This is a genomic window from Azospirillum sp. UENF 211521 (assembly GCF_058780535.1).
On the sequence record NZ_JBSNCF010000002.1, the window covers coordinates 492686 to 519678 of the forward strand.

The 26993-nt window shown below is 67.1% G+C and carries 15 protein-coding genes; 5 read left to right on the plus strand and 10 right to left on the minus strand.

Annotated elements, in window-relative coordinates:
• Window positions 1–18: 18 nt before the first annotated feature.
• Window positions 19–891: a squalene/phytoene synthase family protein gene (locus ACWPN5_RS18965; protein WP_040134027.1), complete on the minus strand. Its 873-nt coding sequence runs from the start codon at window positions 889–891 to the stop codon at window positions 19–21.
• Window positions 892–1011: 120 nt separating this feature from the next.
• Here ACWPN5_RS18965 and ACWPN5_RS18970 point away from each other — a divergent pair, with 120 nt between their 5' ends.
• Window positions 1012–1866: a phytoene/squalene synthase family protein gene (locus ACWPN5_RS18970; protein ID WP_492296843.1), complete on the plus strand. Its 855-nt coding sequence runs from the start codon at window positions 1012–1014 to the stop codon at window positions 1864–1866.
• A gap of 10 nt (window positions 1867–1876) precedes the next feature.
• Here the strand turns inward: ACWPN5_RS18970 and ACWPN5_RS18975 are convergent, their stop codons facing one another.
• The 5 genes from ACWPN5_RS18975 to uvrA all read right to left on the minus strand — a co-directional run bounded on the left by ACWPN5_RS18975 (window position 1877) and on the right by uvrA (window position 9425).
• Window positions 1877–3907, minus strand: a complete 2031-nt coding sequence (locus ACWPN5_RS18975; protein WP_492296845.1) for a methyl-accepting chemotaxis protein — start codon at window positions 3905–3907, stop codon at window positions 1877–1879.
• Between the two features lie 167 nt (window positions 3908–4074).
• Window positions 4075–5439: a methylenetetrahydrofolate--tRNA-(uracil(54)-C(5))-methyltransferase (FADH(2)-oxidizing) TrmFO gene (gene trmFO / locus ACWPN5_RS18980; RefSeq protein ID WP_492296846.1), complete on the minus strand. Its 1365-nt coding sequence runs from the start codon at window positions 5437–5439 to the stop codon at window positions 4075–4077.
• Between the two features lie 141 nt (window positions 5440–5580).
• Window positions 5581–6057, minus strand: coding sequence for an SRPBCC family protein (locus ACWPN5_RS18985; protein WP_200476298.1), 477 nt, complete (start codon window positions 6055–6057; stop codon window positions 5581–5583).
• A gap of 199 nt (window positions 6058–6256) precedes the next feature.
• The gene (locus tag ACWPN5_RS18990; protein WP_492296849.1) at window positions 6257–6457 is read right to left on the minus strand and encodes a hypothetical protein; all 201 of its coding nucleotides are present in this window, start codon (window positions 6455–6457) and stop codon (window positions 6257–6259) included.
• Between the two features lie 115 nt (window positions 6458–6572).
• Entirely contained in the window at window positions 6573–9425 is a 2853-nt protein-coding gene (gene uvrA, locus ACWPN5_RS18995; RefSeq protein WP_492296851.1) for an excinuclease ABC subunit UvrA, read from the minus strand.
• Window positions 9426–9912: 487 nt separating this feature from the next.
• Here uvrA and ACWPN5_RS19000 point away from each other — a divergent pair, with 487 nt between their 5' ends.
• Entirely contained in the window at window positions 9913–10413 is a 501-nt protein-coding gene (locus ACWPN5_RS19000; protein WP_145690304.1) for a single-stranded DNA-binding protein, read from the plus strand.
• 518 nt (window positions 10414–10931) lie between these two features.
• Here the strand turns inward: ACWPN5_RS19000 and ACWPN5_RS19005 are convergent.
• From ACWPN5_RS19005 to ACWPN5_RS19020, 4 genes are all read right to left on the minus strand, one after another.
• On the minus strand, window positions 10932–11756 hold the full coding sequence (locus ACWPN5_RS19005; protein WP_492298001.1) for a glycosyltransferase family 2 protein: 825 nt from the start codon (window positions 11754–11756) through the stop codon (window positions 10932–10934).
• A gap of 5 nt (window positions 11757–11761) precedes the next feature.
• A complete protein-coding gene (locus ACWPN5_RS19010; protein WP_200479998.1) occupies window positions 11762–12157 on the minus strand; it encodes a hypothetical protein in 396 nt (131 codons plus the stop codon).
• A gap of 8 nt (window positions 12158–12165) precedes the next feature.
• Window positions 12166–14904, minus strand: a complete 2739-nt coding sequence (locus tag ACWPN5_RS19015; RefSeq protein WP_492296853.1) for a glycosyltransferase — start codon at window positions 14902–14904, stop codon at window positions 12166–12168.
• A gap of 69 nt (window positions 14905–14973) precedes the next feature.
• Complete coding sequence (locus ACWPN5_RS19020; RefSeq protein WP_492296854.1) at window positions 14974–17235, minus strand: FG-GAP-like repeat-containing protein; 2262 nt, start codon at window positions 17233–17235, stop codon at window positions 14974–14976.
• Window positions 17236–17661: 426 nt separating this feature from the next.
• On the opposite strand from ACWPN5_RS19020, the gene ACWPN5_RS19025 reads away from it, so the two are divergent.
• The 3 genes from ACWPN5_RS19025 (at window position 17662) to ACWPN5_RS19035 (ending at window position 26930) form a co-directional block, all read left to right on the plus strand.
• On the plus strand, window positions 17662–21396 hold the full coding sequence (locus ACWPN5_RS19025) for an FG-GAP-like repeat-containing protein (protein WP_492296856.1): 3735 nt from the start codon (window positions 17662–17664) through the stop codon (window positions 21394–21396).
• Between the two features lie 132 nt (window positions 21397–21528).
• On the plus strand, window positions 21529–22830 hold the full coding sequence (locus ACWPN5_RS19030) for an autotransporter strand-loop-strand O-heptosyltransferase (protein WP_145691160.1): 1302 nt from the start codon (window positions 21529–21531) through the stop codon (window positions 22828–22830).
• Entirely contained in the window at window positions 22827–26930 is a 4104-nt protein-coding gene (locus ACWPN5_RS19035; protein ID WP_492296858.1) for an AIDA repeat-containing protein, read from the plus strand. The genes ACWPN5_RS19030 and ACWPN5_RS19035 overlap by 4 nt, the downstream gene beginning before the upstream one ends.
• The last annotated feature ends 63 nt before the right edge of the window (window positions 26931–26993 follow it).

Sequence of the window (26993 nt, forward strand, 5' to 3'; positions counted from 1 at the left end):
GGTCGAAGGGGGCGGAGTCTATTTGCTCCCGATGGCGCGCGCCAGCCCGCGTGCGGTGGCGAACAGCTTATGATGCGTGCCGAGCACCACCCGCTTCTTCAGCGGGTCGCGGCTGCGCAGCCGCTGCGCCAGCGACTCGGCGAGGCTGAGGATCACCGACGCCTCCATCCGAAGGCCGCGGTGCTGGATCAGGCCGGGCAGGGGGGCGGCGCGCTCCAGCAGCCGGTCGGTGTGTTCCAGCGTGCGGTCGAAGATGGCGCGCAGCTTGGCGTCGCTCTCCGTCTCGACCAGCCGTTCAACGCTGATCGCCGAATCGTCGAACCAGACCAGTGGGATGTAGCAGCGCCCGAGCTGGCTCCAATCCTCCCGGCAGTCCTGGAGGTGGTTCAGCACCTGCAGGGCGGTGCACAGCGCGTCCGACGCCGGCCCGGCGGCCACGCCCTCGCCGTGCAGGTCCAGCAGGTAGCGCCCGACCGGGTTGGCGGAGAAGCGGCAGTAGAGCAGCAGGTCGCTCCAGCTGTGGCAGCGCGCCCCCACCGCGTCGCGCCGGAAGGCGCGCAGCACCTGCCGGGGGTGGCGGTCGCTGACGCCGGTCGCCTGCAGGCTGGCGCGCAGATCCAGCGCCGGCTTCAGATAGGCGTGCTTGGCTTGGCCCGTGGTCAGCGAGCGTTCCAGCGCCTCCAGATAGGCGAGCTTGGTCTCCGGCTCGAGATCGGGATCGTCGGCGATGTCGTCGCCCAGCCGGACGAACCGGTAGAAGGCCATGACATGCGGCCTGAGATGCTTCGGCAGCAGACGCGAGGCGACCGGAAAATTCTCCGAGTCCGTGTCCTTGCGGGCGACCGGGCTGGGTTTGCGGGGCTTGGTGGGGGCGACGTTGAAATCGGCCATTGTTCCGCCTGCTGCGCGTCGGGGCTGGTGTGGAGAGCCTGTCTGCCTAATATAAGGCGCGAGCGGGCTTTGCCCCGCTTCCAAACTGTGCCACCCCCATTTTTCCAGAACAGGCATCACATGGCGAAGGCGACCCCCGACCTGTCCTATTGCGGACGGGAGGTGAGGAAATATGACAACGACCGTTTCCTGACGTGCCTTTTCGCCCCGGCGGAGCGCCGCGAATCGCTGTTCGCCCTCTACGCCTTCAACCTGGAGATCGCCAAGACCCGCGAGGTGGTGACCGAGCCGGTGCTGGGCCAGATGCGGCTGCAATTCTGGCGCGACGGGCTGGACAAGGTCTACGAGGGCGCCGCCGTGCCCAAGCACGCGGTGATGGAGCCGCTGGCCGCCGCCGTACGCGAGAGCGCGCTGAGCCGCGCCCTGTTCGACCGGCTGATCGACGCGCGGGAGGCCGATCTGGACGACACGCCGCCGGCCAACCTGTCCTGCCTTGTCAATTACGCGGAGGTCACCGGGGCGCCGCTGGTCCAACTCGCTCTGGAAATCCTCGGCGCGAGGGATGCCGACGCGGTGGAGGCCGGGCGTCAGGCCGGGATCGGCTACGCCCTGGCCGGCATCGCCCGGGCGGTGCCGTTCCACGCCCGCCAGCACCGCCAGCTTCTCCCCGCCGACCGCATGGCGGCGCACGGCGCCAAACAAGGGGATCTGTTCGAGCTGCGCTCCACTCCCGAACTGCGCCCCGTGGTGCGCGAGGTGGCGCAGGCCGCCCGCGACCATCTGGCGAAGGCCCGCGCGCTCCGCCGGTCCGTGCCGCGCGGCGCCTTGTCGGCCCTGCTGCCGGCGGTGCTGGCCGGGCTGCATCTGGACGCGCTGGCGAAGGAGGGCGACGACCCCTTCGCCCCGCGTGTGCTGATGCCCCACCCGCTGCGCCACGCCAAGCTGGCCTGGGCGGCGCTGCGCGGGCGGTTCTGAGCCCTTTCGGTCAGGCGGCGCGGATCATCGCCACGAACCGCTCCACCTCCTGGCGGAGCTGGTCGGCCTCCCGCGACAGGTCGCCGGCGGCGCCGAGCGCCTGATCGGCCATCGTGCCGGTGGAGCCCGCCGCCTGGGTGACCCCGCCGATGTTGGCGGACACGGCGGCGGTGCCGATCGACGCCTGCTGGACGTTGCGGCTGATCTCCTGGGTGGCGGCGCCCTGCTGTTCCGCTGCGGCGGCGATGGCGGTGATCGTCTCGTTGATGGCGATGATGCTGCGCCCCACCGTCCCGATGACGCTGACCACCGTGCCGCTGACCGTCTGCATGTCGGCGATCTGGCGCGAGATGTCCTCGGTCGCCTTGGCCGTCTGGTTCGCCAGATTCTTCACCTCGCTGGCGACGACGGCGAAGCCCTTGCCCGCCTCCCCGGCGCGGGCGGCCTCGATGGTGGCGTTGAGCGCCAGCAGGTTGGTCTGCCCGGCGATGCCCTGGATCAGATTCACCACGTCGCCGATCTTCTGCGCGGCGGTGGACAGACCTTCCAGAGTGGCGTTGGTGCGCTCCACCTCGGCCACCGCCTCCGTGGCCATCTGCGAGGACCGGCCGATCCGCTCGTTGATCTCGCGGATCGAGCAGCTCAGCTCCTCCGCCGCGGCGGCCACCGTCTGGACGTTCTGGCTGGCCTCCTCGGCGGCGGTGGACACAGCGGCGGCCTGACGGTCGGTCTGGGTGGCGATGGCCGACAGGTTCTGCGCGGTGCCGCGCATCGCGCCGGCCTGTTCCGACACGTTGCGCACAACGCCGCCCACCGACGCCTCGAACCGGCTGGCGACGTCGGCGAGGTCGCGCTTGCGGCGCTCCGCGGCGCGCTGCTCCTCGCGGTGGCGTTCCTCCTCCAGCTCCGCCATGCGGGCGGTGTTGTCCTGGAAGAGCTTCAGGGCCTTGTTGATGGCGCCGATTTCGTCGGTGCGGCCGGTGTCGGTGATGACCACGCCGCGCTCCCCGGCGACCACGGCGTCCAGCGTCGCGATGGTGCGACGCAACGGCAGGCCGACGATGCGGCGGCTGGCGAACAGAAGCGCCGACACCAGGGCGGCCAGCAGGACCAGCCCGCCGACGATGGTGACGTTGCGCAGCTCCCGGACCGGGGCGTTGACCTTGTCGAGCGGCAGGTTGACCTGCAGGGCCCAGGGGGTTTCCGTTCCCGCGACCTTCACCGGCAGGAACAGCTGCTTCACGGGCTGCCCGTCGGCGACCGCCGTCTGTTCGAAACTCCGCCCCGCGCGGATGGCCGGCTTGGCGGCGTCGAGCGCCGGGTCCGACTTGCCGATCGGTTGCCCCATCCGCTCGCTGTCGGGATGGCCGGCCCAGACGCCGTCGTTGGAAATCAGGTGGATGGACCCGCTGTCGAACGGCTTCACCGTCTTCAGCATGGACCAGATGCCGTCGGTGGACAGATCGATGCCGGCAACCCCGATGACCCGGCCGTTCTCGACGATCGGGGCGGACATGGACACCATCAGCACCTTCCGGCCGGCGACCGTGTAGCTGTAAGGCTCCACCACCATGGCGCGCCCGGTGCGCTTGGGGATCTGATAATAGGCGCCGTCGGAACCCGGATCGTCGTAACCGACAAGGGCCTCCAGCGCCACCGCCCCCGACCCGCGGTTCCAATAGGGGAGGAACCGGCCGGAGGCGTCGGAGCCCGGCTTGTTGGCGAACTCAGCGTCACGGCCGTCCAGGGCGTTCGGCTCCATGCCCACCCACACGCCGAGGAAATCCGGGTTGGCCTCGGCGATGCTCTTGAGCCAGGTGGAGAGCTGCTCCCGGTCGGCCCGGCCCGTGGCCTTCAGGCCGACCAGGGAGGCCGCAATGAAGCGGCTGGCTTCCATCGCGGTGCCCAGCCGGGCCTGCACCATCTCGCCATAGCGGTGGCCAAGCTGCTCTCCGCTCTGGAACGCCAGGGATTCGATGTCCGACCCGCTCTTGGTTGTCAGGGCCGCGATCCCCGCCGCCAGGGAAACGATCGTCACCATCACGATGACGATCACCTGTTTGGCAACCAATGATTTTGTTTTAATCATAACCATCCCGTTGGAAGACTTTTCCGCTCTTTCGAAAGAAAGTGTTCCACGGAGATGGTTAAGTCTCACTTATGATCTTTATTATGGTTCAGTAACATTTTGACTGGAATCACCGCTCCTCAGGCCGTGACGCCGGGCGCGGCGGCGAGCCAGCCGCCCAGATCCTCAAGCGCGCGGCGGGTGTAGGCCAGCTTGCGGTCCCGGCCGCGGATGCGCTCGTCCACCGGCGGGAACAGGCCGAAATTGACGTTCATCGGCTGGTAGGTGTCGGCGTTGGCGCCGCCGGTGATGTGGCCGAGGATCGCCCCCAGCGCCGTGGTGACCGGCGGTGCGGACGGCTCGCCGCCCAGCCGCTCGGCGGCGGCGAAGCGTCCGGCCAGCAGGCCGACGGCGGCGCTTTCCACATAGCCCTCGCAGCCGGTGACCTGACCGGCGAAGCGGATGCGCGGCTGCGCCTTCAGCCGCAGCGCGCCGTCCAGCAGGCGTGGGCTGTTCAGGAAGGTGTTGCGGTGCAGGCCGCCCAGCCGCGCGAACTCCGCTTTTTCCAGGCCGGGGATCATGCGGAAGATGCGCGCCTGCTCGGCGTGGCGCAGCTTGGTCTGGAAGCCGACGAGGTTGTAGAGCGTGCCCAGCGCGTTGTCCTGGCGGAGCTGGACCACCGCGTAGGGGCGGCGTTCCGGCTTGTGGGGGTTGGTCAGGCCGACCGGCTTCATCGGGCCGTAGCGCAGCGTGTCGACCCCGCGCTCCGCCATCACCTCGATGGGCAGACAGCCTTCGAAGTAGGGCGTGCTCTTCTCCCACTCCTTGAAGTCCACCTTCTCGCCTGTCAGCAGGGCGTCGATGAAGGCGCGGTACTCGTCCTTCTCGAAGGCGCAGTTGATGTAGTCCTTGCCGGTGCCGCCGGGGCCGGGCTTGTCGTAGCGCGACTGGAACCACGCCTTGGACAGGTCCACGCTCTCCAGATAGACGATCGGGGCGATGGCGTCGAAGAAGGCCAGCGATTCCTCGCCGGTGAAGCCGCGGATCGCCTCGGCCAGCGGCGGCGAGGTCAGCGGGCCGGTGGCGATGACGACGCTGTCCCAATCCTCCGGCGGAAGGCCGGCGACCTCGCCGCGCTCCACGGTGATGAGCGGGTGGCCGGTGATCGCCTCGGTCACGGCGCCCGCGAAGCCGTCGCGGTCCATGGCCAGCGCGCCGCCCGCCGGCACCTTGTGCGCGTCGGCGCAGCGCAGGATCAGCGAGCCGCAGCGCCGCATCTCCTCGTGCAGCAGCCCGACCGCGTTGTACTCCGCGTCGTCCGACCGGAAGGAGTTGGAGCAGACCAGCTCGGCGAGTTGGTCGGTGCTGTGCGCCTCGGTCGGGCGGACAGGCCGCATCTCGTGCAGCACGACGGGAACGCCGCGCTGGGCGAGTTGCCAGGCGGCTTCGGAGCCGGCGAGACCGCCGCCGATGACGTGAACGGGGGAAAGGGACGTGTCGGCCATATCAGCAACTTTCACAAAGTTGCCGAACAAGTAGACCGTCACTGTCGCCACGGCAAGACCAACCGGACCACGGCGCGGAATCGCGGCCAGGATCGTCCGCCGGTTCCGACGACCCTGGTCGCTCGCCCGACGTGCGGTGACTTACTGGGCGGCGAGCTTCTGCTTCAGCCCGTCGAATCCGGAGGTGAAGATGCCGGAAATCACTTTGCGCGATTCCTCGTCGCTGGCGCCGTTGGAGGTGTAGCGCGCCTTCCACACGACGCGCGTGCCTTTGCCCGCCGGTTCGGCCGACAGGGAGGCCGCGTAGTCCTTGACCGGCAGCGGGCTGGTCAGGATCGAGTAGCGGATGCGGTGGCTGCTGGCGGAGGAGGAGAGCAGCCGCTCCTCGATCGTGCCGCCGCCCTTGAGGGCCAGCACGCGCTCCTGCGCGCCGTCCTTCCGGCGCAGAGTGCAGGTCTCCACCGCCGGGTGCCAGGTGCCGAGGTTGCAGAAGGGGCCGATCTGCTGCCAGACCTTCTCGACCGGGTAGGGCAGGGTGGCCGACTCCGTGACCTCGACGGCCAGGGCCGGGCTGGCCAGCGCGGCCAGGGTGGCCGCGACCGCGAACAGGGTGCGCATGGGGTTCCCTCCGTTGTTCGGCTGTTCCGGCGCGCGTCGTTGGGCGCGCCTCGAAATCCTAGCCGAGCGGAGAAGGCTTGAAACTTGTACGTTGGTAGGACGAACAAGCAAAGAGTCGGCAAGACAGAGTTGGCAAGACAACGGCCGGTCCCGCCCATGCGAAGCCGGCCGTTTTTCATGGGACCGAAACGAACAGTCCTTATTCGCTCTTGGTCGTCGTCGTGCGCTCGGTGGTGGTCGACCCGCTGCCCGGCGGGGTGGTCAGGCTGGAGTTGCCGTAGTTGGGCGAGGTGGTCGTGGTGGTGGTCGTGGTGCTGGTGGTCTCGTCGGTCCCGCAGGCGCTGACCAGCAGGGCCGCGCCGAAGGCCAGTGCCACACCGGACATCATGGTCTTGGACATGCTCCGTCTCCATCCTGATTGGCGAACGATGAAGAGGAAACACTCCCGCTCCGGCTTTGTTTCCAGGGCAAAAATCGGTCGAAAGAAAAAGGCCGGGGATGACCCCGGCCCATCTTCACGCCCTCTTCCGGCTTTTCGGCTTCGCCTTCAGGTAGGGGGCGAGATACTGGCCGGTGTAACTCCGCTTGACCTTCACCACATCTTCCGGGGTGCCCTCCGCGACGATCTCACCACCGCCGGTCCCGCCTTCGGGGCCGAGATCGATGATCCAGTCGGCGGTTTTGATGACCTCCAGATTGTGCTCGATCACCAGCACCGTGTTGCCCTGGTCGACCAGCGCGTGGAGCACCTCCATCAGCTTCTCGACGTCGGCGAAATGCAGGCCGGTGGTCGGCTCGTCGAGGATGTAGAGGGTGCGGCCGGTGGCGCGGCGGCTCAGCTCCTTGGACAGCTTCACCCGCTGCGCCTCGCCGCCGGACAGGGTCGTGGCGGGCTGGCCGATGTGGATGTAGCCGAGGCCCACCCGCTCCAGGGTCTCCAGCTTGTCGCGGATGCCCGGCACCGCCTTGAAGAACTCCTTGCCCTCCTCGACCGTCATGTCGAGCACATCGGCGATGGTCTTGTCGCGGTAGGTGACCTCCAAGGTCTCGCGGTTGTAGCGCTTGCCGTGGCAGACGTCGCAGGTGACGTAGACGTCGGGCAGGAAGTGCATCTCGATCTTGATGACGCCGTCGCCCTGGCACGCCTCGCAGCGCCCGCCCTTCACGTTGAAGGAGAAGCGGCCGGGGCCGTAGCCGCGGGCCTTGGCCTCCGGCAGGCCGGCGAACCAGTCGCGGATCGGGGTGAAGGCGCCGGTGTAGGTCGCCGGGTTGGAGCGCGGGGTGCGGCCGATCGGCGACTGGTCGATGTCGATGACCTTGTCGAGATTCTCCAGCCCCAGCAGCTCGTCATGCTCGGCCGGATGCTCGCGCGCGCCCATCAGCTTGCGCGCCACCGCTTTGTAGAGCGTTTCGATGATCAAGGTGGACTTGCCGCCGCCCGACACGCCGGTCACGCAGGTGAAGGTGCCCATCGGGATGCGCGCCGAGACGTTCTGAAGGTTGTTGGCGCGCGCGCCCTTCACCTCCAGGAACTGGCCCTTGTGGCCGGGGCGGCGCTCGTCCGGCACCGGCACGAAGCGGGTGCCGTTGAGGAACTGGGCGGTGACGCTGTCGGGGTTGGCCTGGACCTCCTCCGGGGTGCCCTGGGCGATCACGGTGCCGCCGTGCTGGCCGGCGCCGGGGCCCATATCCACCAGATAGTCGGCGGTGCGGATGGCGTCCTCGTCATGCTCGACCACGATCACGGTGTTGCCGAGGTCGCGGAGCCGCTTCAGGGTCGCCAGCAGCCGGTCGTTGTCGCGCTGGTGCAGGCCGATCGACGGCTCGTCCAGCACGTAGAGCACGCCGGTCAGGCCGGAGCCGATCTGCGAGGCCAGCCGGATGCGCTGGCTCTCGCCGCCGGACAGCGATCCGGAGCCGCGGCTGAGCGTCAGGTATTCCAGCCCCACCGCGTTGAGGAAGCCCAGCCGCTCGTTGATCTCCTTGAGGATGCGGTAGGCGATCTCCTTGTCCTTCGGACGCAGATGGTCGTTCAGCGTGCTGAACCACGCCGCCGCGTCAGCGATGGACATCTCCGCCGCCTGGGAGATGTGCTGGCCGTGCACCTTGACGGCCAGCGCCTCCGGCTTCAGGCGGGCGCCCTTGCAGGTCTCGCAGGGCTGGGAGGACTGGTACTTGGACAGCTCCTCCCGCATGTGGACGCTTTCCGTCTCGCGGTAACGCCGCTCCAGGTTGTTGACGATGCCTTCGAAGGCCTTGTTCGTCTGGTAGCTGCGCAGCCCGTCGTCGTAGGTCATCGTGATCGGCGCGCCGTCGGAGCCGTAGAGGATGGTCTGGCGGACCTTCTCCGGCAGCGTCTCCCACGGCGTGTCCATGGCGACGCCGAAATGCTTGGCGATGCTCTCCAGCGTCTGCACGTAATACTGGGAGGAGGAGCCGGCCCAGGGGGCAATGGCGCCCTTCTTCAGCGACAGCCGCTCGTCCGGGACGACCAGCATGGGATCGAAGTAGATCTTGCTGCCCAGCCCGTCGCAGGCCGGGCAGGCGCCGAACGGGTTGTTGAAGGAGAACAGCCGGGGCTCGATCTCCGGGATCGTGAAGCCGGACACCGGGCAGGCGAATTTCTGTGAGAAGACGGTCTGCTCGTGCGACTCGGCGTCCTCGACGAAGACGATCCCGTCGGCGAGGCCGAGCGCCGTCTCCAGCGAATCGGCGAGCCGGTTGCCCAGCCCCTCGCGGACGACGATGCGGTCGACCACCACGTCGATGTCGTGCTTCAGCTTCTTGTTGAGCGCCGGGACCTCGTCGATCTCGTGCATCGTGCCGTCGACGCGCACGCGCTGGAAGCCGCGCTTGCGGAGGTCCTGGATCTCTTTCTTGTACTCGCCCTTGCGGCCGCGGATGAGCGGCGCCAGCAGCAGCAGGCGCGTGCCCTCCGGCATCGCCAGGATGCGATCGACCATCTGGCTGACCGTCTGGCTCTCGATGGGCAGACCGGTGGCCGGGGAGTAGGGGATACCGACCCGCGCCCACAGCAGGCGCATGTAGTCGTAGATCTCTGTCACCGTGCCGACGGTGGAGCGCGGATTCTTCGAGGTCGTCTTCTGTTCGATGGAGATGGCCGGTGACAGCCCCTCGATCGAATCGACGTCCGGCTTCTGCATCAGCTCCAGGAACTGGCGCGCGTAGGCCGACAGGCTCTCGACGTAGCGTCGCTGGCCTTCCGCGTAGATCGTGTCGAACGCCAGCGATGACTTGCCCGATCCCGACAAGCCGGTGATGACGATCAGCTCGTCCCGAGGCAGATCGACATCGACGTTCTTGAGGTTGTGCTCCCGCGCGCCGCGGACACTGATGTGCTTGTTCATGGAGTGTTCTTAGCCGAAACCGGAGGGGAAGGGAAGGCGCCAAAAAAGCTCCGAAAGCCCGGACAGATATGTGCCACGCGCAGGCGTTTGCCACCGGCGCGCGGCCCTTTCCGGCCGCGTCGGACGCAGGGGCGGGATGCGGGAACCCTGGGAGGTGGTGGGGAGGCGCCGGGGAGACGATGATGGGGAGCCCCCAAGGAATCGGTTGGCGGCACGGACTCTCTCTGCTATGTTTGTTCATGGAGTGTTCTCTTCCGTGCGGGCCGGGCGGGTTGTTCCGGACGGAAGGGGCAAGGCGCTCCGGCGGCGGCGGTTGACCCGTGCCTGTCCCCCGTGCTTTGTGAAGCGCAAGGCGGGGCGGGCATGGACCGGACCACGGATCAAACCGGCCCTGCGAACAGACACCCCCGGTATCCGGACGCCCTTCCGCCGGGCGCCCGAACGGGTCGGATGGGATACCGGGAACCCGCGCTAGGAGACACGTGCGATGAATGTATGGACGTTTACGGGGCGCCTCGGCGCGGATGGCGAGCTTCGCTCCACGCAGAGCGGTGAAAAGGTTCTGGGCTTCCGCGTTGCCAACGACGTCGGGTTTGGCGACCGCAAGACCACCCAGTGGGTGGACTGCTCCGTCTGGGGCCGCCGTGCGGAGGCTCTGGCACCGCACCTGACCAAGGGCAAGGCCGTGGTGATCTCCGGCGAGGTGACGCTCCGCGAGTTCGAGAAGCGCGACGGCACCCGTGGCGCCGGCCTGTCGGTGCGTGTCGCCGAGATCGATTTCACCGGCGGTCGTGAGGGCGAAGGCGGCGGTGGTGGCGGTTACGGCGGCGGCGGTGGCGGCGGCTACGAGTCGCGTGGCGGCGGTGGTGGCGGTGGCTACGGCGGTGGCAGCAGCGGCGGTGGCGGCTACGGCGGTGGCGGTGGCGGCCGCAGCGGCGGCGGGGCTCCGCCCAAGCACGACGATCTGGACGACGAAATCCCGTTCTGAAATCGGTCGGCTGATCTCGTGCAAGGCTTCGCGAGCCGAGGACCTTTCCCCGTCCGAGGGGCTGTTCCTCCCACCGGCCCTCATCTCATCCGTGTGAGATGAGGGCCGGAAAGGGCACGTGGAGAATACCGGCCAATGGCGTCTGCATGACCGTCATGGAGCAGGGCGATCTCGTCCTGCCGTGATGGACGGCATGGTTGGGCTCCCGAGGGAGCAAGCGGTCGATAACGAAGATGCCGCGGTTCCTGCGACCAAGCCCGTCTGGAGTCGCTTGCTGGCATCGAACGCGATGGCAATCGGCAAGCTGTTCACGCGACCGTCGCCAGCGTCACATCCGAGTGGCCAAGGCACCGTCGGCGTGAATAGCTGTGCCCGGAAACGGGACAAGATCAACGGGAACCTGTCCCCGGTGCGGATTGCGGCCGGTGGCGGGCGACCGATGGTCCGAAGGTGGCCATGATGGACCGGAACTTGGCCGTGGCGACGACGCTGATCGGCATCGGCGCCGTCACGCCACCCTAACCGGGTCTCCGCACGGCTTCCGTCCCATGGCCCGGCGGCACAAGCCCCGGCAGCACGAGGGTTGTGCCGGTTTCGGATTCCAACAGATGCCTTTCGGCGTCATCCTGCCACGGCAGACGGTGGATCGGGGCTTCCTGGAGGGTATGGAAAACGGCGCGGTTTCGTTCGACCGCGGTCAGGTCGGCGCCAGACGGCATGTCAAGGATGGTCAGCCCGCCGGGGATCATGACGAAGGAGGAAATGGCGCCCTCCGGCCGCTCAATCTCGCGCACGCCGAATCCGGCGCGGCGGTTGCGAATGGTGAGGTCCAAGTGCTCGAAGCCGTACCCTCGGAATCGGGTGTCATAGAACCCGACCTCGGCCAGCGAGCGCAGCGAGAACGCCATGCAGAGGCCGTGCAGATACTCACAGACATAAGGCTCTTCCGGGGTTCCATGACCACCGTAGAACATTCCTTCCGTCACGAAGGGAATGTGCGAGGCACCCATCCAGTTGACGTGATGCCAGCGGTCGATGGCCTCGATCCATGATCGGTTCCAGCCGTCTTCGGTTACTCCCGTGTCGTCCTCCAAAAGGATGAACCGGTCGCACCCCCGCCCAAGCAGCCAATGGAGGGCGCGATTCTTGTTCCATGCCACCCCGCGGTTTGCGCCCGTGACGAAGGGCACGTCCGCCCGCCGACAGACATCGAGCGTCTCGTCACCGCTGCCGTCGTCGGCGACCACGAGGCGGTGGTCTCCGTGTGTCGCCCGCCGCAACGCATCAAGCAGCGTGGCAAGCGCGGCCGGGCGCCGGTGCGTGACGACACCAATCCCCAACATCCCGCTCAATTCCACCCTCCCTGGCCTCGCTGACTGAACAAGGCTCCGAACAGCAATCGCATCGCGATGTTCGTCTCCATCACGTTGAGATTGGCGATGGGAACGGAAAAATCCTCGATGACGATCTCGTCAAGAGCCACCTTCAGGGTGCGTGGTCGCTGCTCCATATCCTGGGCAAGGATCGGAAGAACGAAGCCGTGGCGCCCATTGCCAATGCCCGCCTTCTCCAGATCGGGGCGGTATCGGGTTGCATCGACGCTGCGCACGATCCAGCCGTCCAGCAGCAATTGTACGCTAACGGGCCGGTCGGGCCGGTCGGGCCGCCAAACCCACCCCTCCAGTCGATCGGCGGTCAGCAGATCGAGGCACCCGACCGCGCCATCCGCTTTGAGGTCATGCATTGGTGCGCTCACTTCTGTTTGGGGCACTGATACAGCAAGCCACGTCCCGCGCCCTGCGGTGTCAAGCCCAGTCCCTTCAGGCAGGACTCGAAGGCAGCATAACCCCGCTGCTCACCAACCCGGTGCGCAAGCGCTTGACCGCCCCGGCGCAGGTCTTCCAAGTCTGATTGTTCGATGGCGGCGATGGTGCGCGCGACCGCATCGATGTCCAGGAAGTTGTCGATGAAGACGGCGTCCCGGCCATGCGTAAAAATGGTCTCCGGCGCCCCTTTGCGCGTCATGACTGGAATGGCGCCGCAGAAGGCCGCCTCGAGCGGAAGCAGGCCCAGTCCCTCATAGAGCGAGAAATCGAGGTAGAATTCGACCTGCGAGAAGAGCTGCGCCACCTTGGCGGGTTCGAGGAAGCCATGCACCTCGCCGAACCCGGCCAGCGCTTCGGCCGTATCGGTCTGCTTCCCGAAGAAGGACAGGGAGAAGCCTTGTTCCCGCAGCACTTCGGCGACGGGAAGGGCCAAGCCGGCCCCCTTTTCGACGCTGCCCGGAATGGCCATGGCGATCGACCGGGGGCGCCGCGGTTTTCCTGTGCGTGGGTAGAAAACGAGCGGGTTGGGGCCGAACGGAATCGTCGCGATCGATCGCCCGGACAGCGTTTGGGCGAAATTCCTGAGATAATCCGACACGCCGACGATGTGGTCGACATTACGCAACGCGTCGCGAAACGCCGGGAATGTCTTGCCGCCGTCGAAATAGGCCTCCGGTCCCTGGAGAAACCAGAGAATCGGCGCCTTGAAATGACTGCTCAGCAGGCGCGCCGTTTCAATGGTGTCGATGCAGGTCGGAACCACCACGGTCAGTTCGGTGATGTCACGCAACGCATGATTGAGGTCGACGTAGGGCCGAACGCCGCCCTTCCAGCCCGATGCGATCTGGTGGGCCTCGGTCAGGCAGAGGATCTTGGCGTTCCATCCCCGGGCCACAAGATACTCCACCAGGCTGACCGTCGCGCGGACCCCGCCATATTGGAGTGCGTCGGTCGGCAGGATGAACAGGGCGTCCACCGCCTGGTTCGCCAGCAGGGCGTTGAGATTGCCATGCCCGTCCATGAGGTGCCGGAGCGAGCCGGACAGGTTGTAGCTCAACTCGTCGGCGATGTGGGTCTGGCCCCAGCGTGAGAAGAACACCCGCCGGTTTCGCGCCTGGATGCGTGACAGGTCGGGCTGAAGCAGGTAACTGGCTGATCCGTGATGGTGGATCACCAGATTGTCGCAGATGACCGAGCGCGCGCCGCGGCGTTTGACCCGGTAATGCAGGTCGGAGTCCTCGCCGTAGCCGTGGGAGTAGACCGGGTCGAACAGCGGTCCTGTCGGCAGGGCGGTCCGTCGGATGGCGAGGCAGTAGCCAATGGCGGTGCACGCATCGGCGTAGCGGGGGCTGCGTTGGCCGGCGATGGCATCGGCCTCGCGCCAGTCCTGTCCCGGCTGCAGAGTGACGGTAAGGTTGGCGCCCGAGGTCGCCAGCGGTGTGACCAGCCCGATCGACGCGTCGTGAACGAAGGGAGCCATCAGCCGATCGAGCCAACCGGTGGGCAGTTCGATGTCGGAATTCAGCAGGATGACGAAGGGGGCCTGGGACGCCGAGAAGGCACGGTTGCAGCTTTCCAGGAAACCCAGATTTTCCCGATTGCGCAGCAAGATGAACTTGCGGCCCAACACTTCGCCCAATCCCTCGAGGTAGCGCGCGGTGAAAGGATCGCTCGCGTCGTCGATGATGATGAGCCGCTCGATCCGTTCATCCGGCAGGTCATCCAGCAGCGTGTTCAGCAGACGGTCGAGGAGGTCGGGCCGCTGGTAGACCGGAATGATGATGTCCACGGACATCGGTGCCCCCAGCTCGATGGCTTGGGGTGCTGCGGGGAGCGTGGGCAGGCGGACGGCGTGAATGCCGATTTCCACATCGTCGGACAGCGGAGCCAGCGGAGCGTTGACGAAGCTTGTCCCGTCGTCGGCAAAGGCAATGCCACACGGGTGGTTGACGCTCGCTTCCACCGGCAACGAGAATTCCCCAAGCAGGAGCGTAAACCCCTCCAGGGTGGTCCATTCCTTCAGGGGGACCGGAACCGTCCTCCGGATGGCCCGGTGCGTGACGGCGATCTTCACCTCGAAGGGAGCCGAGCGCCCCCCGACGGCCACGGCGATGGTGACCTGTCCGCCGCGCTGGTAGGCAATCATGCCCAGACGCGCCGGCGGAGCGGTGTCTGGACGCATGAGCATGGTGTGCAGGACGTGTTGCGTGAAATTCAGCAGCAAGTCGCTGCTCGCCGACTGTTGTGCCGCCCGGCTGAGGCAGGCCGTCATGCGGACGAGGTCACCGCGCTGGCACGCGATGAACGCGTGAAGCAGACTGATCTCCGAATGCTGCGGCGCATACAGGTTCGCAACGCGCAGCATCTTGGCCGCCGTCGCAAGGTCACCTTCGATCAGAGCCGAGGTGATCAAATACACGAGCGGCGTGACGGCCGCCGGATCGCCGATCAGGAAGCGGTGAGCGATCTCCTCGCTTAGTCCTTCGGGCAATGACGTCCGGAAGGCGAGTATCGCAGAGACATCCAGCTCCGTAAGCGGCTTGGACGCCCGGCCATCCGAGGACAAAAGGTTGATGCCGGTGGTATGATGCAAGGCGATGAGAAGTGGAGCCGCTTCGTGATTTTGCATAGCCATGATGAGTTGTCTTTGAATGCCAGCTTCCATTCAAGCTGGTCGATAGCGGCTTCCGGACGGATGTCGCATCAACGTGCGATTGGTTTCGCGTCGCTCATGTCATAGAAGTGTCCAGCCGGTCTGCGGGTTGGTTCCCAGGATCTGAGCGGACTGGATGGAGGTTCCGTTCATGGCCCAGAGCGACAGCGCGCCGGTGCTTTGCGAGCGCCACAGGATGTCGGTCTGGCCGTCCCCGGTGAAGTCGTCGAGCTTGGCGATCTGCCAGTCGGTCGAGCCGGGGCTGCCGACTGGCTGGACCCGGAAGACGTCGGTGCCGTGCATCTCCCACAGCGACATCGTGCCGGTGCTCTGCGAACGCCACAGGATGTCGGTCTGGCCGTCGCCGGTGAAGTCGGCGGTGCCGGCGATCTGCCAGTCGAGCGAACCGGGGTCGCCGACCACGCTGACCTTGGACACCTGGGTGCCGTTCATCGTCCACAGCGACATGTTGCCCTGCGAGGCCGAGCGCCACAGGATGTCCGGCCGGCCGTCGCCGGAGAAGTCCTCCACCGCGGCGATCTGCCAGTCGGTGGACCCCGGATCGCCGACCGCGCTGACCGCGGCCACGCTCGTGCCGTTCATCGTCCACAGCGACATGATGCCCTGCGAGGCCGAGCGCCACAGGATGTCGGTCTGGCCGTCGCCGGTGAAGTCCTGGGTGGCCGCCACCTGCCAGTCGGTCGAGCCGGGATCGCCGACCGCGCTGACCGCCGCCACGCCGCCCTGGCCGTCCATCGTCCACAGCGACATGATGCCCGCCGACTGCGAGCGCCACAGGATGTCCGCCTTGCCGTCGCCGGAGAAGTCCTGGAAGCCGGCCGGCCGCCAGTCGGTGGAACCGGCGTCGCCCATGAAGGTCGCCGTCGCCTGCGCCCCGTTCATCGACCACAGCGTCAGGCCGCCCTGCGCGTTCTGCCACACCAAATCCGCACGACCGTTCCCGTCAAAGTCCAGCCGCGGCGCCGCCACGAGAGGCAATGTGGACACGGACAAGGAGCGGTCGCTGAAGAGCAGCGTCTCGGTGTTCGTCAGGGTGTCGGTGCCGCCGGTCCCCACGGTGTCCCGAACGGTGACGCCGGTGGCGGTGCGCACCACCGCGTAAGTGGCGTAGGCGCCGCCGAAGGACGCAACGTCGATGCCGGCGCCGCCGTCCAGCGTATCGTTGCCCACTCCCCCTTCCAACGTGTCATCGCCCGCACCGCCCCGCAGAGTGTTTGCGGCATCGTTGCCGACGATGCTGTCGTTGCCGGCGCCGCCGATGGCGGTCTCGATGATCACACCGGCAGCGATCCCCAGATTGTTGACACCGTCGTAAGTCGGGGTTGGCACGCCGGTCGCCCAGCTCGGCAGGTTCATCCGCCGCTCGGCATCGCTCTGGCGGATCGCGATGGAGCTGAGGCTGCCCGGTCGCAGATCGAGGCGGCTTCCCAGGGTTTGATTGGACAGGTCGATGGTGTCGGTGCCGCCGCCATCCCAGATCGTCTCGAAGAAGGCTTCGGAAACCTGCCAGGAATAGACGGTGTCGCCGCTCCGCGTGGCGGTGTTGGCACCGTAGAGATATTGAACGGCGGCGACATCGTAGAGCATCGGCGTGCGCGGCACGACCATCTCCGACACCCAGGAATACTGGTTGGCGGTTCCCGTCACTGTTATGAGCGTGCTGTTCGAGGGCGCCGTGTAGGACATCACCGAATAATCGTAGTTGTCCTGGGCGGTCGGCAGCGTGTTCGGTGCCTCGAACGGATGCTTCAAGCCAAGCGCATGGCCGATCTCATGGATCAGCGTCATGTTGCCGAATCGGCCCTGGGTCTGGTCGAGATTGGTGTTGCTGGCGTCCAGCCAGACATCGCCGCCGATCGGGTTTTCATAAACCTGCGTGATGGTCCCGGACGCCCCCGGCGAACCGGAATAGCTGTAGCTGAAGGACGGATAATAAGCGTAGCCGCCACTGTCACTCAGCGTGTCGGTGCCGAAGCGGATCTGCCCGCCGTTGCCGCTGTCCGCCACCTCGGTGAAGGTGACGTTCGCCACCTGCGCATAGAGCGCGAGCACGGCCCGCGCGGCGGCCTTCTGCGATTCCGTGAACGGGGTGAACCGCGTGATGCTTCCCGCTTGGTAGTAGGACGGGACGGCGGTCATGAAGCTGTAGGTGATGGAAACCGACTGACCGAGCCCGCCCGGCGCGCTGTACGGCGTGCCGACGGCCGCAGCGAAGTTCCACCGCGCCGTATCGCCGACGTCGGACAGGGCGAGCAAGGCGTCGAGAGTCGAGCTTCCGCTGGACGCAAAAGCTTGCGGATCGGCCGGAGGCGTCACCAGCATTTCCACTCCAGAGAGTTGCGTGTCTTCTCCCAACGCGTTTCTGAAAGAGTGGCTTTGCGACATTGTGGTTGGTTTCCATGGCTTTCAATCTTTCTGCATTATGAAAGATTGAGATGGTCCCATATACCACTTCGTCGGGGGTCTGTAAAAAAGGAAAATGCAGTTTAGGGGCGCGGTCCTGTGCGTCTTTAACCCGCATGGTGGATGACGGTTTTATCGCAACAATCGATATGATAAAACCATAAGGTGCGGTTTTCAATCGCATAACATAGTATGCAGCAATTTCCGGCAAGGGAATGTTGCTTACAGTTGCGACGTCCTGTGCGGTTGGCGCCCTCTCAACAAGGAATAGCAAGCGTGTCGAATAGCAACGATTTCATTCACCTCCCTGGTGATGGACGGATCGCGCCGGCGGGGGCGAACGACTTGACGCAGGCAACCGACGGCAACGACGTCATCGATGCGCTCGATGGCGATGACACGGTGTATGGCGGGGCTGGAAGTGACTGGATCGGCGGCGGTGACGGCAACGACGTCCTGTACGGCGAGGCCGGGAACGACACGCTGGTCGGCGGCGCCGGCAACGACAGCCTGGACGGCGGGGCCGGCGACGACAAGCTGTACGGCAACGACGGCGACGACACGCTGATCGGAAGCGATAACGACACTCTGGACGGCGGGGCTGGCAACGATGTGCTGATCCTGAACAACCAGGGCTACACGCTCACTTTTGCTTATGGTGGGGACGGCGACGACAGCCTGGTCGGTGGCGACGGCAATCAATGGCTGGAGGGCGGCGCCGGCAACGACACGCTGAGCGGCGGCGGCGGCAACGACATACTGTATGGCGGGAAAGGCGCCGACGTCCTGACCGGCGGCAGCGGCGCCGACGAGTTCCGATTCTTCGGCATCTATCTCAGCCACTCGGGCAGCCCCGCCATGGAGTGGGTGGGCGACCGCATCACCGACTTCGAGGGCGGCGACAAGCTGCGCTTCATCGGGATAACGCTGCCCCCCTCGCGCATCCAGGTGACGGCGGCCAACGGGGTGACCACGCTGGCCATCGACGTCGACGGCAACGGCAGCTTCGAGAGCGCCCTGACCCTCGACGGTACCTTCGCCGCCGACGGCCTGATCGTCGAAACCGAGGGCAGCGACACCGTGATCTCCCTGCCTTCGGTGCAGGGCACCTCCAACGACGACTTCATTCATGTTGCCGGAGATGGCCTCACCGCGCCGGCCGGATCCAACGATTTGACGCAGGCGACCGGCGGCAACGACGCGATCTTCAGCGGCGCCGGCAACGACACGGTGTATGGCGGGGCTGGAAGTGACTGGATCGGCGGCGGTGACGGCAACGATGTCCTGTACGGCGAGGCCGGGAACGACACGCTGGTCGGCGGCGCCGGCAACGACAGCCTGGACGGCGGGGCCGGCGACGACAAGCTGTACGGCAACGACGGCGACGACACGCTGATCGGAAGCGACAACGACACTCTGGACGGCGGGGCCGGCAACGACGTGCTGATCCTGAACAACCAGGGCTACACGCTCACTTTTGCTTATGGTGGGGACGGCGACGACAGCCTGGTCGGTGGCGACGGCAATCAATGGCTGGAGGGCGGCGCCGGCAACGACACGCTGAGCGGCGGCGGCGGCAACGACATACTGTATGGCGGGAAAGGCGCCGACGTCCTGACCGGCGGCAGCGGCGCCGACGAGTTCCGATTCTCCGGCACCTATCTCAGTCAGTTGGGCAGCCCCGCCATGGAGTGGGTGGGCGACCGGATCACCGATTTCGAGGCCGGCGACAAGCTGCGCTTCACCAATCTGACACTGACCCCCTCGCGCATCCAGGTGACGGCGGCCAACGGCGTGACCACGCTGGCCATCGACGTCGACGGCAACGGCAGCTTCGAGAGCGCCCTGACCCTCGACGGCACCTTCGCCGCCGACGGCCTGATCGTCGACACCGAGGGCAGCGACACCGTGATCTCCCTGCCTTCGGTGCAGGGCACCTCCAACAACGATTTCATTCATGTCGCCGGAGATGGCCTCACCGCGCCGGCCGGATCCAACGATTTGACGCAGGCGACCGCCGGCAACGACGCAATCTTCAGCGGCGCCGGCAACGACACGGTGTATGGCGGGGCCGGGGGTGACTGGATCGGCGGTGGTGACGGCAACGATGTCCTGTACGGCGAGGCCGGGAACGACACGCTGGTCGGCGGCGCCGGCAACGACTACCTGGACGGCGGCGCCGGCATCGACAAGCTGTATGGCAACGACGGCGACGACACGCTGATCGGAAGCGACAACGACACTCTGGACGGCGGGGCCGGCAACGACGTGCTGATCCTGAACAACCAGGGCTACACGATCACTTTTGCTTATGGTGGGGACGGCGACGACAGCCTGGTCGGCGGCGACGGCAATCAATGGCTGGAAGGCGGCGCCGGCAACGACACGCTGAGCGGCGGCGGCGGCAACGACATACTGTATGGCGGGAAAGGCGCCGACGTCCTGACCGGCGGCAGCGGCGCCGACGAGTTCCGATTCTCCGGCACCTATCTCAGTCAGTTGGGCAGCCCCGCCATGGAGTGGGTGGGCGACCGGATCACCGATTTCGAGGCCGGCGACAAGCTGCGCTTCACCAATCTGACACTGACCCCCTCGCGCATCCAGGTGACGGCGGCCAACGGCGTGACCACGCTGGCCATCGACGTCGACGGCAACGGCAGCTTCGAGAGCGCCCTGACCCTCGACGGTACCTTCGCCGCCGATGGCCTGATCGTCGCCAACGAGGGCAGCGACACCGTGATCCTGGTGCCGACCACCCAAGGCACCACCAACGACGACTTCATCCACGTCGCCGGGGATGGTCATGCCGCACCGCCGGGCGCCAATGACCGAACCATCGCAACGACGGGCCCCGACATCATCTCCGCCCTGGCGGGTGACGACACCGTCTATGCCGGGGACGGCCATGACTGGATCGACGGCGGGGCCGGAAACGACCTGCTTTATGGTGAGAACGGGAACGACGTTCTCACAGGCGGGGCCGGCAACGACACCCTTGTTGGCGGCAGCGGCGACGACGTGGCGGTCTTCAGCGGTGCCTTCGCCAACTACACGATCACGCGCAACGGCACCTCGGTCATCGTTCGGGACACTGTGGGAAGCGACGGGACCGACACGTTGATCGGCGTCGAAACCCTGTTCTTCACCGACCGCACCGTCGCGGCCCCGACCGGGGCGGCGCCGCGGCTGGACTTTGACGGGAACGGTCGTGCGGACCTTGTGTGGCAGAACGCGCAGGGCGGCCTGACGCTGTGGTCGATGAACGGGGCGCAGGCGACGGCGACCTTCATGGGCGACGCCGGTTCCACCGACTGGCGGCCGGCCGGCTTCAAGGACTTCTCCGGCGACGGCAAGGCGGACATCCTGTGGCGCTCGCAGTCGGCGGGCATCATGTCGCTGTGGACGATGGACGGCCAGGGCGGCGTGGCGGCGGTCAGCGCGGTCGGCGATCCCGGCTCGACCGACTGGCAGGTGGCGGCCACCCAGGACTTCACCGGCGACGGCCAGACCGACATCCTGTGGCGCTCGGCCTCCCAGGGCATCATGTCGCTGTGGACGATGAACGGCACGAGCGTGGCCGCGGTCAGCGCGGTCGGCGATCCGGGGTCCACCGACTGGCAGATCGCCGCGGTGGAGGACTTCTCCGGCGACGGCCGCCCGGACATCCTGTGGCGCTCGGCCTCCCAGGGCAACATGTCGCTGTGGACGATGAACGGCACCCAGGTGTCCAAGGTCAGCGTGGTCGGCGACCCCGGCTCGCTCGACTGGCAGATCGCCGGCACCGCCGACTTCACCGGCGACGGCCAGACCGACATCCTGTGGCGTTCGCAGAGCACCGGCACGATGTCGCTGTGGGAGATGCACGGCACCGACGTCTTCCGGGTCCAGCCGGTCGGCAGCCCCGGCTCGACCGACTGGCAGATCGCCAAGCTCGACGACTTCACCGGGGACGGCCAGACCGACATCCTGTGGCGCTCGCAGAGCACCGGCGCGCTGTCGCTCTGGGCCATGAACGGAACCACCGTCCAGTCCGCTCAGATCCTGTCGGCCACCCCGCAGACCGATTGGGCGTTGCTGTAGGCCTCGGCCGAGGTTGTCGGGAATTCCGCCAGCGGCATAAAAAATTGAAACTGATGCAAACTTGATTGAAAAACGCGAAATGTGTATGACCGTTCCCTGAAACGATTCTCTCTGGAAACGCGTCCTCAACACATGATTGGTGAAACCCCAGCACTTGATGGTTCTGCCTGCGCTGATGCCAGCCCCGATGGCCTGGGGACGGCATCAGCCGCGTCGAGCGTGGACGATCGTGCGTTTTCCGCACCCACCGAACTGCCGACGCAAGCCGGCCCGATGGGCCTCCGCTACGACTTCAACGATGGGTGCCGCGTGCTGCTGCCGGAAGGCCGGCAACTCTGGCGGGTCCGCCTGTCCGACCTCGACACCGGCAATATCCTTTTCGAAAGCGTCTTGAAGGAAGGCCGCGTCAACAGCACCAAACGCTATTTCCTGCGGATCCGGCTGGAGGTCTGGCACGGCGACAAGCAGGTTCTGACGCATGACTACGACGCGCGCGGCCGTGAGGTCCTGATCCAGTTTCCGGTGGGCACGCTGGGCGATACGCTCGGCTGGTTTCCCTACGCCGTCCGCTTCCAGCAACGCCATGGCTGCCGGGTCACCTGCGTCGTGGCGGCGCGCATCATCCCGTTGCTGCGGGCCGCCAATCCGGAAGTCGACCTGATCGCACCCGACGAAGTCGAGCCGACCCGCTATTACGCCACCTACAACATCGGTTTGTTCTTCAACGACGACGATCACGTGTTTCAGCCCTGCGACTTCCGGTTGGTCGGACTGCACCGGACCGCCGGCCATATTCTGGGTGTCGACCCCGCCGAGACCCCGCCATTGATCGCGCTGGCCGACGACTCGCGTCCCATGGCCGAACCCTATGTGTGCATCGCGGTGCAGAGTTCGAGTGGCTGCAAATACTGGAACAACCCCTTCGGCTGGGGGGAGGTGGTCCACTTTCTCAAGGAAGCCGGATACCGGGTGGTGTGCATCGATCAGAAGCCGGTGCATGGCGACGGGCTGATGTGGACCCACATCCCGCACGGCGCGCAGGATGAGACCGGGGACCGGCCGTTGACGGAACGGGCGCGCTGGCTGAAGCACGCCGCCTTCTTCATCGGCCTGTCGAGCGGACTGGGGTGGCTGGCCTGGGCGGCCGGAACCCCGGTGGTGATGATCAGCGGATTCACCCACCCGACCAACGAGTTCAATACGCCCTATCGGGTGATCAATTACCACGCCTGCAACAGCTGCTGGAACGATCCGCGGGTTCGTTTCGACCACAGGGATTTCTTCTGGTGCCCAAAGCACAAGGGCACGCCACAGCATTTCGAATGCACGAAGCTGATCACGGCTGAACAGGTGAAGGCGGTGATCAGGACCATTCCAGGTTTTGCCATGCCCACTCCCGTGACCGGGGGCATGCCATCGGAGAGAAGGACATGAGCAATATTGTCGTCGGAATTGGACAAACCTCCTCGGGAATAACGGTCGGAAGCGGTTCGACGCTGTCTGTGACATCCGGAGGCGTGGTCAGCAGCGCGTTCGTGACCAGCAACGGCAGGCTCACCGCCGTGGCGGGGGGCAGCGCTGTTGGAACGGTGGTCGATTCCGGCGGCCTCATAACGGTCAGCTCCGGCGGCGTCACCTCGGGAACGCGCGCCGACTACTGGTACGGCTCCGAAACCGTGTCGTCGGGCGGTGTGGCCGTGGGCACGGTGATCGGCAGCACCGGGGCGCAGACCATTCTGTCGGGCGGCGTCGCCAGCGGAACGGTGATCAGCTCGGGAGGCGCGGAATACGTGTCGTCGGGCGGCGTCGCCAGCGGCACGGTGATCAGCTCCGGCGGCGCCCAATACATCGGTGGCGTCTATTACTCGGCCGGCGGCCTGTCGGTCGGCACGGTGATCAGCTCCGGCGGCGTGGAGTATGTCTACTCGCGCAACACGGCGAGCAACACCGTGCTGCGCGGCGGCGCGCTGATGGTTTCCTCGGGCGGCTACATCTCGGGGATCGACTTCAGCGGCGGCGGCGTCCTGGAGCTGGGCGGCCTGACCGGGGCGGCCAGCTACGTGGTGTCGGCCGGGACGCTCAGCCTGCTCAACAGCTCCGGCGGCCTGCTGTCCGCCACCGCGGTCACCGGCGGCACGCTCGGGCTGATCCTGCAGAGCGGCGGATCGAGCGGCACCCAGCTGGTGGCGCCGACCACGGTGATCAGCGGCGTGGTCTCCAGCGGCGCCGTCTACAGCGCCGGCACCATCGCCGAGGTGCTGGGCGGCGGCACCCAGCTGTCGGCGACGGTCAGTTCCGGCGCGGTCAGCTACGCCGCGTCAGGCGGCGTCGCCAGCGGCGTCTCGGTTCTCAACAGCGGCGGCCTGATCGTGGTCGCCGGGGGCCGCGCGGTCAACACCGACGTCACGTCCTGGGGCGGGGTGACGGTCCGGTCGGGCGGCGTCACCACGGGCACGGGCTTGAACGCCTACGCCGCCAGTCAGGTCGTCTCGTCGGGCGGCGTCGCCAGCGGAACGGTCATCCGCACCTACGGTTCGCAGACCATCCTGTCGGGCGGCGTCGCCAGCGGCACGGTGATCAGTTCGGGAGGCGCGGAATACGTGTCGTCGGGCGGCGTCGCCAGCGGCACGGTGATCAGCTCCGGCGGCGAGCAGCACATCGGTGGCGTCTATTACTCGGCCGGCGGCCTGTCGGTCGGCACGGTGATCAGCTCCGGCGGCGTGGAGTATGTCTACTCGCGCAACACGGCGAGCAACACCGTGCTGCGCGGCGGCGCGCTGATGGTCTCCTCGGGCGGCTACATCTCGGGGATCGACTTCAGCGGCGGCGGCATCCTGGAACTGGGCGGCCTGACCGGGGCGGCCAGCTACGTGGTGTCGGCCGGGACGCTCAGCCTGCTCAACAGCTCCGGCGGCCTGCTGTCGGCCACCGCGGTCACCGGCGGCACGCTCGGGCTGATCCTGCAGAGCGGCGGATCGAGCGGCACCCAGCTGGTGGCGCCGACCACGGTGATCAGCGGCGTGGTCTCCAGCGGCGCCGTCTACAGCGCCGGCACCATCGCCGAGGTGCTGGGCGGCGGCACCCAGCTGTCGGCGACGGTCAGTTCCGGCGCGGTCAGCTACGCCGCGTCGGGCGGCGTCGCCAGCGGCGTCTCGGTTCTCAACAGCGGCGGCCTGATCGTGGTCGCCGGGGGCCGCGCGGTCAACACCGACGTCACGTCCTGGGGCGGGGTGACGGTCCGGTCGGGCGGCGTCACCACGGGCACGGGCTTGAACGCCTACGCCGCCAGTCAGGTCGTCTCGTCGGGCGGCGTCGCCAGCGGAACGGTCATCCGCTCCTACGGCTCGCAGACCATCCTGTCGGGTGGCATCACCAGCGGCACGGTGATCAGCTCCGGGGGAGCGGAATACGTGTCGTCGGGCGGCGTCGCCAGCGGCACGGTGATCAGCTCCGGCGGCGAGCAGCATATCGGCGGCGTCTATTATTCGGCCGGCGGCCTGTCGGTCGGCACGGTGATCAGCTCTGGCGGCGTGGAGTATGTCTACTCGCGCAACACGGCGAGCAACACCGTGCTGCGCGGCGGCGCGCTGATGGTCTCCTCGGGCGGCTACATCTCGGGGATCGACTTCAGCGGCGGCGGCATCCTGGAACTGGGCGGCCTGACCGGGGCGGCCAGCTACGTGGTGTCGGCCGGGACGCTCAGCCTGCTCAACAGCTCCGGCGGCCTGCTGTCCGCCACCGCGGTCACCGGCGGCACGCTCGGGCTGATCCTGCAGAGCGGCGGATCGAGCGGCACCCAGCTGGTGGCGCCGACCACGGTGATCAGCGGCGTGGTCTCCAGCGGCGCCGTCTACAGCGCCGGCACCATCGCCGAGGTGCTGGGCGGCGGCACCCAGCTGTCGGCGACGGTCAGTTCCGGCGCGGTCAGCTACGCCGCGTCAGGCGGCGTCGCCAGCGGCGTCTCGGTTCTCAACAGCGGCGGCCTGATCGTGGTCGCCGGGGGCCGCGCGGTCAACACCGACGTCACGTCCTGGGGCGGGGTCACGGTCCGGTCGGGCGGCGTCACCACGGGCACGAACCTGAACGCCTACGCCGCCGGTCAGGTCGTCTCGTCGGGCGGCGTCGCCAGCGGCACGGTCATCCGCTCCTACGGCTCGCAGACCATCCTGTCGGGCGGCATCGCCAGCGGAACGGTGATCAGTTCGGGAGGCGCGGAATACGTGTCGTCGGGCGGCGTCGCCAGCGGCACGGTGGTCAGCTCCGGCGGCGCCCAATACATCGGTGGCGTCTATTACTCGGCCGGGGGCCTGGCGGTCGGCACGGTGGTCAGCAGCGGCGGCATCGGGTACGTCTATTCCGGCAACACGGCGAGCAACACCGTGCTGCGCGGTGGCACTCTGGTGGTGTCCTCGGGCGGACGGGTTTCCGGAATCGACCTGACGCGCGGCGGGGTGGTTGACCTGCGCGGCATCGGCGGCGCGACGAGCTACACCATCTCGGCCGGGACCTTCAATCTCTTCAACAGCTCGGGCGGCGTGCTGTCGTCGTTCTCGATTTCCGGATACGCACAGAGCGTGTCCATTCAGGGTGACGGCTACGGCGGCACCAGCATCATCGCCTCCACCGCCATCGCTCCGCGGCTGGACTTTGACGGGAACGGTCGTGCGGATTTGGTGTGGCAGAACGCGCAGGGCGGCCTGACGCTGTGGTCGATGAACGGGGCGCAGGCGACGGCGACCTTCATGGGCGACGCCGGTTCCACCGACTGGCGGCCGGCCGGCTTCCAGGACTTCTCCGGCGACGGCAAGGCGGACATCCTGTGGCGCTCGCAGTCGGCGGGCATCATGTCGCTGTGGACGATGGACGGCCAGGGCGGCGTGGCGGCGGTCAGCGCGGTCGGCGATCCCGGCTCGACCGACTGGCAGGTGGCGGCCACCCAGGACTTCACCGGCGACGGCCAGACCGACATCCTGTGGCGCTCGGCCTCGCAGGGCATCATGTCGCTGTGGACGATGAACGGCACGAGCGTGGCCGCGGTCAGCGCGGTCGGCGATCCGGGGTCCACCGACTGGCAGATCGCCGCGGTGGAGGACTTCTCCGGCGACGGCCGGCCGGACATCCTGTGGCGCTCGGCCTCGCAGGGCAACATGTCGCTGTGGACGATGAACGGCACCCAGGTGTCCAAGGTCAGCGTGGTCGGCGACCCCGGTTCGCTCGACTGGCAGATCGCCGGCACCGCCGACTTCACCGGCGACGGCCAGACCGACATCCTGTGGCGTTCGCAGAGCACCGGCACGATGTCGCTGTGGGAGATGCACGGCACCGACGTCTTCCGGGTCCAGCCGGTCGGCAGCCCCGGCTCGACCGACTGGCAGATCGCCAAGCTCGACGACTTCACCGGCGACGGCCAGACCGACATCCTGTGGCGCTCGCAGAGCAGTGGGGCGCTGTCGCTTTGGGCCATGAACGGAACCACCATCCAGTCCGCTCAGATCCTGGGAACCAACCCGCAGACCGGCTGGACACTGTTGTAACTGCAACTGGGCTGTAACTGCAGCCGGCTGGAGCCGGCTCTCACACTGAGACGATGTGGTGGA

Excerpts from the sequence above, each read along its gene's own strand:
- ACWPN5_RS18965 (WP_040134027.1), bottom strand. The coding sequence starts at position 891 with ATGGCCGATTTCAACGTCGCCCCCACCAAGCCCCGCAAACCCAGCCCG.
- ACWPN5_RS18970 (WP_492296843.1), top strand. The coding sequence starts at position 1,012 with ATGGCGAAGGCGACCCCCGACCTGTCCTATTGCGGACGGGAGGTGAGG.
- ACWPN5_RS18975 (WP_492296845.1), bottom strand. The coding sequence starts at position 3,907 with ATGGTGACGATCGTTTCCCTGGCGGCGGGGATCGCGGCCCTGACAACC.
- trmFO (WP_492296846.1), bottom strand. The coding sequence starts at position 5,439 with ATGGCCGACACGTCCCTTTCCCCCGTTCACGTCATCGGCGGCGGTCTC.
- ACWPN5_RS18985 (WP_200476298.1), bottom strand. The coding sequence starts at position 6,057 with ATGCGCACCCTGTTCGCGGTCGCGGCCACCCTGGCCGCGCTGGCCAGC.
- ACWPN5_RS18990 (WP_492296849.1), bottom strand. The coding sequence starts at position 6,457 with ATGTCCAAGACCATGATGTCCGGTGTGGCACTGGCCTTCGGCGCGGCC.
- uvrA (WP_492296851.1), bottom strand. The coding sequence starts at position 9,425 with ATGAACAAGCACATCAGTGTCCGCGGCGCGCGGGAGCACAACCTCAAG.
- ACWPN5_RS19000 (WP_145690304.1), top strand. The coding sequence starts at position 9,913 with ATGAATGTATGGACGTTTACGGGGCGCCTCGGCGCGGATGGCGAGCTT.
- ACWPN5_RS19005 (WP_492298001.1), bottom strand. The coding sequence starts at position 11,756 with ATGTTGGGGATTGGTGTCGTCACGCACCGGCGCCCGGCCGCGCTTGCC.
- ACWPN5_RS19010 (WP_200479998.1), bottom strand. The coding sequence starts at position 12,157 with ATGCATGACCTCAAAGCGGATGGCGCGGTCGGGTGCCTCGATCTGCTG.
- ACWPN5_RS19015 (WP_492296853.1), bottom strand. The coding sequence starts at position 14,904 with ATGGAAGCTGGCATTCAAAGACAACTCATCATGGCTATGCAAAATCAC.
- ACWPN5_RS19020 (WP_492296854.1), bottom strand. The coding sequence starts at position 17,235 with ATGCTGGTGACGCCTCCGGCCGATCCGCAAGCTTTTGCGTCCAGCGGA.
- ACWPN5_RS19030 (WP_145691160.1), top strand. The coding sequence starts at position 21,529 with ATGATTGGTGAAACCCCAGCACTTGATGGTTCTGCCTGCGCTGATGCC.
- ACWPN5_RS19035 (WP_492296858.1), top strand. The coding sequence starts at position 22,827 with ATGAGCAATATTGTCGTCGGAATTGGACAAACCTCCTCGGGAATAACG.